This window comes from Paenibacillus sp. 01T422 (assembly GCF_056398785.1).
Window position 1 is genome coordinate 1 of record NZ_JBFTQB010001545.1, and the last position, 590, is coordinate 590.

At 36.9% G+C, this 590-nt stretch carries 1 protein-coding gene; it reads right to left on the reverse strand.

What is annotated here, in order from left to right:
- Nucleotides 1–575, reverse strand: a 575-nt coding sequence (locus AC1DUA_RS40075; RefSeq protein WP_477504941.1) for a YesL family protein, incomplete at its 3' end; no start/stop codon positions are given.
- Between the last annotated feature and the right edge of the window lie 15 nt (nt 576–590).

The window sequence follows — 590 nt, forward strand, 5'->3', positions numbered from 1 at the left end:
TCTTCAAGCTTCTGTTGTTCCTTCTCTTCAAGCTCCTGCTGCTTAATTTGCAGTTTCGTGAAACTGCGATTAAACTGCCAGAATGAAAAGGTTGCCATAATGCTTCCCATGAAGAACACAACAAGGAAGAAGTTAAATTTCGTAATACAAATGTAGAAAATAGCTCCATTACAAAGCAACAACACGATGGAGTTGATCGGATTTCCAATTGAAATCAAGACGGAATTTTTTAAAATTTGGAAGATTTTCATATGCAAGTGAACCATGATGGAAAAGAAATTAAATAAAGAAATAATGATAATGACCGTGAATGCAATGAACAAAACGGCCAATATTTTGAGTGAACTCCCTTGTTTTAAGTAAAAGAAGTAGTTCACGCTAATGATTACGAAAATGATAACGAAGAAAATACCGCCAACCATACTCTGCACGTAATTTTCTTTATATCCGCGAAAAAATGTTTTAAGCAGAGGAACATCTTCTTCTCCAGTAACCCATTTCCTAGCAACTGCGAACATAGCAGAAGTCGCAGGGAATAAAGTAAACGGTGCCAAAATTGCGATGATCGGTAACATGGCCTTCAGCCCATC